General features: G+C 75.8%; 6 protein-coding genes. 3 read left to right on the top strand and 3 right to left on the bottom strand.

From position 1 onward, the window contains the following. The first annotated feature begins 154 nt into the window (after nucleotides 1-154). The 3 genes from rarD to ACUJ8O_RS11255 are packed head-to-tail and all read left to right on the top strand — an operon-like array spanning nucleotide 155 to nucleotide 2,172. Nucleotides 155-1,174 carry an EamA family transporter RarD gene (rarD, locus tag ACUJ8O_RS11265; protein WP_115165931.1) on the top strand — a complete coding sequence of 340 codons (1,020 nt, stop codon included), beginning with the start codon at nucleotides 155-157 and terminating at the stop codon, nucleotides 1,172-1,174. Nucleotides 1,175-1,183: 9 nt separating this feature from the next. After that, entirely contained in the window at nucleotides 1,184-1,678 is a 495-nt protein-coding gene (locus tag ACUJ8O_RS11260) for a hypothetical protein (protein WP_101965860.1), read from the top strand. Beyond that, nucleotides 1,675-2,172: an HIT family protein gene (locus ACUJ8O_RS11255; protein ID WP_060973947.1), complete on the top strand. Its 498-nt coding sequence runs from the start codon at nucleotides 1,675-1,677 to the stop codon at nucleotides 2,170-2,172. Before ACUJ8O_RS11260 ends, ACUJ8O_RS11255 begins: the two co-directional genes overlap by 4 nt. 51 nt (nucleotides 2,173-2,223) lie before the next feature. Here ACUJ8O_RS11255 and ACUJ8O_RS11250 read toward each other — a convergent pair whose 3' ends face one another. From ACUJ8O_RS11250 to menD, 3 genes are read right to left on the bottom strand one after another with little or no spacing between them, the layout of a single operon-like run. Then, entirely contained in the window at nucleotides 2,224-3,288 is a 1,065-nt protein-coding gene (locus ACUJ8O_RS11250; protein WP_445373385.1) for a polyprenyl synthetase family protein, read from the bottom strand. Next, nucleotides 3,285-4,685, bottom strand: coding sequence for a geranylgeranyl reductase family protein (locus ACUJ8O_RS11245; protein ID WP_445373384.1), 1,401 nt, complete (start codon nucleotides 4,683-4,685; stop codon nucleotides 3,285-3,287). Before ACUJ8O_RS11245 ends, ACUJ8O_RS11250 begins: the two co-directional genes overlap by 4 nt. After that, on the bottom strand, nucleotides 4,682-6,625 hold the full coding sequence (gene menD, locus ACUJ8O_RS11240; protein ID WP_445373383.1) for a 2-succinyl-5-enolpyruvyl-6-hydroxy-3-cyclohexene-1-carboxylic-acid synthase: 1,944 nt from the start codon (nucleotides 6,623-6,625) through the stop codon (nucleotides 4,682-4,684). The genes ACUJ8O_RS11245 and menD overlap by 4 nt, the downstream gene beginning before the upstream one ends. Nucleotides 6,626-6,731 lie beyond the last annotated feature (106 nt).

Here is a 6,731-nt window from a genome sequence, read left to right as displayed (position 1 = left end):
GCGAGCGGTCACGGCGGGTGGGTCCTTTTCGACGACGGCGGGGCGCGCCGGCAGGACGCAGGGCGGGGCCCGGCGCCGGCGCGCGGGATCGACCCCCCAGTCTACCGCCGTGACCGGGAAGAACCTGGGTGAGAGTGCTCACCCGGACCGTACAGTGGTCCGCGTGAGCCCCTCCTCCCCCTCTGCCCGGCCCGGCGCGACCCCCGACGGCGCCGCCCCCGACACCGGTGCCCTGCCCACCGTCTCCCCCGCCCCGGCCGACGACCCGCGCGGGCTGGCCCTCGGCTTCACCGCCTACTTCGTGTGGGGCCTGCTGCCGCTCTACATGGCGATGCTCGCGCCCGCCGGGGCCCTGGAGATCGTGGTGGTGCGCATCGGCTTCGCCCTGATCTTCTGCCTGCTGCTGCTGACCGTGATGCGCCGCCTGCGCGAGCTGGGGACGGCGCTGGCCACGCCCGGCCGCTGGGGCACCACGGGTCTGGCCGCCGGGATCATCGCGGTGAACTGGCTGCTGTACGCGGTCTCGGTCACCACGGGCAACGTGCTCCAGGCCTCGCTGGGCTACTTCATGAACCCGCTGGTGAACGTCCTGCTCGGCGTGCTCTTCCTCGGGGAGCGGCTGCGGCGGGGCCAGTGGGTGGCCGTCGGGATCGCGGTGGCCGCCGTCGTCGTGATGTCCGCGGCGATGGGGCAGGTGCCGTGGATCGCGCTCGGGCTGGCCACCTCGTTCGGGCTCTACGGCTTCGTGAAGAAGCGCTTCCCCTCCCCCGTGCACGCAGTGACCGCGATGACCGCCGAGACCGTGGTGCTGATCCCCGTGTTCGTGGTGGGCAGCGTGCTGCTGGCGCAGGCCGGGCTGCTCACCACGGTCACCGAGGGGCCCGGCCACTTCTGGCTCATGGCCGGGCTCGGCGTGCTCACCGCCGTTCCGCTCATCCTGTTCTCGGCGGCGGCCCGCTCCCTGACGCTGACCACGCTCGGGATGCTGCAGTACACGGCGCCCATCCTGCAGTTCCTCGTGGCGGTCACGGTGCTCGGCGAGCAGATGCCCGCGGCCCGCTGGGCGGGCTTCGGGCTGATCTGGCTGTCCCTGGCGGTGTTCACCGTGGACCAGCTGAACGCCTCCCGCCTGCAGCGTCGGGCGGTCCGGGCCGGGCGGGGCGCGCACGCCTAGACTGACGACATGCCCGCCAAGCCCCCCGCCCCCGTGTACCTCCCGGCCTTCCAGCGGCTCGTCCCGGACCTGCTGGGCGACGCCTGGGCCGAGGACGACGGCCTCTCCCCGGCCGACGTCGACGCCCGACTGGCCCAGTCCCCCGCGGCGGAGCAGCTCGGTGCCGGGCTCATGATCCCGGCCGCCCTGCGCGAGTTCTACCTCGCCCTGGGCAACTGCGGCGACCTCATGGAGACGGACCACTACGTGTGGGACCCCGAGGACCTCGAGGTGCGGGACGGCTTCCTCATGTTCCTGGAGGACGCGGACGAGACGGTCGTGTGGGGCCTGCCGGTGGACAACCTGGCGCTGCCGGACCCGCTGGTGTGGCGGCGCTCCGCCGGCGCCGACGCGCCCGAGGGCGAGTGGCAGGACGAGGGCGGCACCTTCAGCGAGTTCCTGACGGACCTGCTCGCGTGGACCTTCGAGGACCCCGAGGACGACGACGAGGGGCTGGACCGGTGACCGCGCCCGCCCCGGTCTCCCACGCCCCGGACGACTACGTCTGCCCGTTCTGCGGGCTCGTGGCCGGCGACGTCTCCGACCCGGGCAACCGCTGCGAGCTCGGGGACACCGTCTACCAGGACGAGGACCTGCTCGTGATGATCGCCGTGGACGGGTTCGGCGACCACGAGGGCCACGCCATGGTCTGCCCGGCCGAGCACTACGAGAACCTCTACGACCTGCCCCCGCGCGTGCTGCAGCGCATCGCCCTGATGGCCCAGCAGGTGGCGCTGGCCATGAAGCGCGCGTGGGCCCCGGACGGGGTCTCCACGCGCCAGCACAACGAGCCCGCCGGCAACCAGCACGTGTGGCACTACCACCTGCACGTGTTCCCGCGCTTCGAGGGGGACATGCTCTACCGGCAGCTGCGCCACCCGGTGGCCCCGGAGGTCCGCGCCGGCAAGGCGCGGGAGCTCGCGGCCGCGCTGGACCCCGCCCCGACCCGCCTGGACTGAGCGGCCTCCCCGGATCGCGGCGGCGACGCTGCGGAGCCGCGGACCGCGGCGTCAGGCCGAGCGCCTGACCACGTAGTCGGCGAACGCCTCGAGCGCCGTCTTCACGGCGGAGTCCGGCAACGGGTCGAGCGCCTGCTTGGCCTGCTCCGCCCAGTCGCGGGTGATCGCCCACGCCTCGTCGATGGCGGGGTGGCCCGTGAGCGCGGCGACGGCGGCGGCCAGCTGCTCGTCGGTGTCGAGCGGCCCGTCCACGAGCGCGCGCACCCGGCGGGCGTCCTCGGCCTCCGGCCCCTCGCCCTGCGCGGCGCGGGCCAGCAGCAGCGTGGTCAGGGTGGGCACGCGCTCGCGCAGGTCCGTGCCGGGGACCTTGCCGATCCGCTCGGCGTCGCCGGTGAGGTCGATCAGGTCGTCGGCGAGCTGGAAGGCCAGGCCCACCTTCTCGCCGTACGCGCTCATCACCTGGACGGCGACCTCGTCGGCCCCGCCCAGCAGCGCGCCGAGCATGCCGGCCGCGGCGATCAGCGAGCCGGTCTTGCCGGAGAGCACCGCGTAGTAGTGCTCGATCGGGTCCGCGCCCTCGGCCGGGCCGCGGGTCTCCCACAGCTGGCCCTGCACGAGGCGTTCGAAGGTGTCCGCCTGGATCTGCACGGGCCGCGGGCCCAGCTCGGCCATGAGCTGGGAGGCGCGGGCGAAGATCAGGTCGCCGGCCAGGATCGCCGCCGAGTTGCCCCACAGCCGGTGGGCGGCGGGAGCGCCGCGGCGCACGGGGGCCTCGTCCATCACGTCGTCGTGGTACAGCGTGGCCAGGTGCGTCAGCTCCATCACGACGGCGGCCTGGCGGGCGGGCGCGTCCACGTCGGCGACCTCGCCGGAGGCCAGGGCAGGATCGCCCAGGAGGGAGGCGAGCACCGTCAGGACCGGACGGACCCGCTTGCCGCCGGCGGCCATCAGGTGGTGGGCGGCGGTGTCGGAGAACAGGTCGTCGAAGCCGAGGGCGGTGTCCAGCTGCTCCTCGACCTGCTCGAGCGCGGTCAGCACGACCTCCAGGACACGGCCGTGCTCGGCGAGGGGTTCGAAGCCGGAGGGCAGGGCGAAGCCGGGGTCTGCGGTGGTCACCGGGCAAGCCTACCCAACGGCGCGCCGCCCGCGGTCGTCAGCGCGGGGGTGAGCGCCTCGAGCACGCGGACGGCCCGGTCGACGGCGTCGCCGCCCCGCGCGTCCACCGTGTTGCCCATGACCTTCACCGCGGCCCGCAGCAGCGGGGGTGCGGCCATCCCGGCGCCCAGCGCCGCCTTCATCACCCGCGGATCGCCGATCAGGCGGGCGAACCGGGCGCCGAGGGCGAAGTGGCGGCCCCACAGGTGCTGGGTGATCACCGGGTAACGGGACAGGATCGCGTCCGCGGCGCCGTCGGTCCCGGCCGCGTGCGCCTGCACGGCCAGGTCCGCGGCGAGGCGGGCCGCCTCCATCGCGAACCCGATGCCCTCGCCGTTGAACGGGGACACCATGCCGGCCGCGTCGCCCACCAGGAGCATGCCTGGCACGTGCTGCGGGGTGCGGTTGAACGCCATCGGCAGGGCCGCGCCGAGGATCCGCGAGGTGCGCGTCTGCTCGGCGATCCCCCAGTCCGCGGTGAGCGCCCCGGTCCAGGACTTCAGCAGCCCGCGGTAGTCCAGCTTCCCGAACTGCGGGGAGGTGTCCAGGATGCCCAGGCCCACGTTCACGGTGCCGTCCGCCAGCGGGAAGAGCCAGCCGTAGCCGGGCAGCGGGTTGCCCTCGGCGTCCGGCAGGCGCAGCCAGGACTCCATCCACTCCCCCCGGTCGCCGGGCGGGGCGGGGTTCGCCCCGTCGGCGGCGGCGCCGGCGGTGTAGTAGGCCCGCACGGCCACGCCCATGGGCCGGTCCTCGCGGCGGTGCAGGCCCGCGGAGACGGCGGCGCGGGCGGAGACGCCGTCGCACGCGAGCACGATCGGCGCGGTGAAGCGGGCGGTCTGGCCGGTCTTGCGGCCGTTCGGCGCGGTCAGCTCCGCGTCCAGCCCGATCACGCGTCCGGCCTCGTCCCGCACGACGCCGGTGACGGCGTGCCGCTCGCGGACCTCGGCGCCGCGGGTGCGCGCCAGGTCCGCCAGGAGGGCGTCGAAGTCCCGGCGGGTGCGGGTGAGCGCGTAGTCCGGCCAGGTCTGGGTGGGCGCCCACGGCACGTCCACGCTGCGCTCGCCCGCGCGCAGCCGCAGGCCGCGGATGACGCGCCAGCCGCCGTCGTCGCCGGGCTCACCCCGGTGGGGCACGCCGAGCAGCTGCAGCTCCCGGACCGCCTGCGGGGTCAGGCCGTCGCCGCAGACCTTCTCCCGCGGGTGCGCCGTCTTCTCGAGCACCACCACGTCCAGCCCCGCCGCGGCGAGGTGGGCGGCGGCGGTGGCGCCGGCGGGGCCGCAGCCGGAGATCAGCACGTCGGCACGGCGCACGACGGCGGGGGTCGAGTCGGGCGCGGGCGACGTCGGCGTGTCGGTCACTGGGGGGCCTCCTCGGCGGCGAGCTCGGCGGTGGGCGGGGCGGGGGCCGGGCTGGCGTCCGGCGCGGGGTCCGGGACGGGGCACGCGGGCGGGAACGTGGCGCGCACCGCCGCGGCCAGGGCGGCGGCGACGCGCGGGCGGTCGGCGCGGTCGCAGCGGACCTCGAGCAGACGCCGGCCGCGCACCGGGTCGGACAGGGCCCGGACGAGGTCGACGCGGTCGGTGACCCGCGTGTGCGGGACACCGTACGCGGCGGCCAGGGCGGCCAGGTCCACGCCGTGCGGGGTGCCGAAGAGCCGCTCGACCGGGTCCGCCATGCCGGGTGCCTCGGCCACGGCCCCGTGTTCGAGGCTCGCGAAGATCGCCCCGCCGTCGTCGTTGAGCACCACGAGGTCGAGGTCCGGCTCGGTCTCGGTGGGGCCCACGAGCAGGCCGCCCGCCTCGTGCAGGGCGGTGAGGTCGCCGAGCAGGGCCACGGTCCGCCGTCCTCGCGCCAGTGCGACGCCCGCGGCCGTGGAGACGGTCCCGTCGATCCCGGCGAGCCCGCGGTTGGCGTACACCTCCGCGTCCGGCGCCGAGGGGGGCCGCCAGGTCAGGTCCACGTCCCGGATCACGGAGGACGAGCCCAGCACGAGCGGGCCCCGGACCATGGCGGCGCTCACGTGCGCCACCGTCTGCGGGCTGAGCCGGTCGCCGGCGTCGGTGGTGACGAGCACGTCCTCCACGGCGGCCTGGGCGCGCATCGAGGCGTGCTGCCACGCGGCGAGCCAGCCCGGCTCGCCCTGCCCGGCGAAGGCGGCGAGCTCCTCGAGGGTCTCCACGGGCGTCTCCCGGCGCCGGCCCGGCTCGAACCACGGGGCGGGCTCGGGGGCGTGCAGGGCCGTGGCGACGTCGGGGCGGGCCAGCAGCGCGTTGACCGTCCGGGTGAGCGTGGGCCGACCGAACAGCACGACCCGTTCGATGCGCGCGGCCAGGGGGTGTGCGTCCGCGTCGCGACCACCGGCCACGCCCAGCAGGAGCGGATACGCGGCGATGGCGTTGGCGGAGAACCGCGCGTTCGAGGACGGCTCGGCCAGCAGGGGCAGGCCCAGGGACAGCGCGAAGGCCGCGGCCGCGGGGCCGGCACCGTGGCAGGCCAGCACGACGGTGCGCCGCTGGTCCAGGCGGGCGACGTCCAGCTCGGGCAGACCCGAGAGCACCGCCCCGGGTGCCCGGTAGGCCGACGCGGCGGCGGGGGCCGGACTCGCGCCGGACGGGGCGACGGCCGGAGCAGGGGCGTGCGGCACCGCGGCGGCGGCGCCCATGGCGGCCGCCTCCTCAGGGCTCGGCACGAGCGGATCGCGGAAGTGCAGGTTCAGGTGGACGGGTCCGGCCGGGGCCTCTGCCATCGTCACCGGACCGGGCCCGCCGTCGTCGGGACCGGTCTCGGCGACGACCCCCTCGGCCGCCAGCAGGGCCCGGCGCACGGTGGCCCGCACGTGGCGCAGATGCTGCTCGGCGTCCACGCCGTCGGCCCCCTCGCAGCCGAGGGAGGCGGCATGGCGGACGTGCGTGCCGAACACGTCCCTCTGGTCCGTGGTCTGGTTCGCACCGGTGCCGTGCAGCTCGGGCGGACGATCCGCGGTCAGCGCGATCACGCGCGTGCCGGCGTGGAAGGACTCCATCAGGGCGGGCAGCAGGTTCCCGACGGCGGTGCCCGACGTGGTCAGCACGCCCACCGGGCGCCCCGAGGCCAGCGAGAGCCCGTGGGCGAGGAAGCCGGCCGAGCGCTCGTCCACCCGCACGTGCAGGCGGACCTCGCCGGCTCGCTCGAGGGCCGCGAGCGCGTAGGCCAGCGGGGCGGAGCGGGAGCCGGGGCAGACCACCGCGTCCCGCATGCCGGCGTCGATCAGGGCGGTGGCGACGGCGCGCGCCACGGAGAGGGAGTCGACGGAGGTCATGGTGGCCACCAGTCTAGGTGTTGTGGGTCATGAGGTTCTTGACATGGGTACCGGGCTGAGATGAGACGAGTGGGCCCCGCCCCGCAGGATGGAAGTTCCTCAACAA

The sequence above is a fragment of the Micrococcus sp. EWR3.9.1 genome, assembly GCF_052615555.1.
This window is presented reverse-complemented; position numbering and strand designations above follow the sequence as displayed.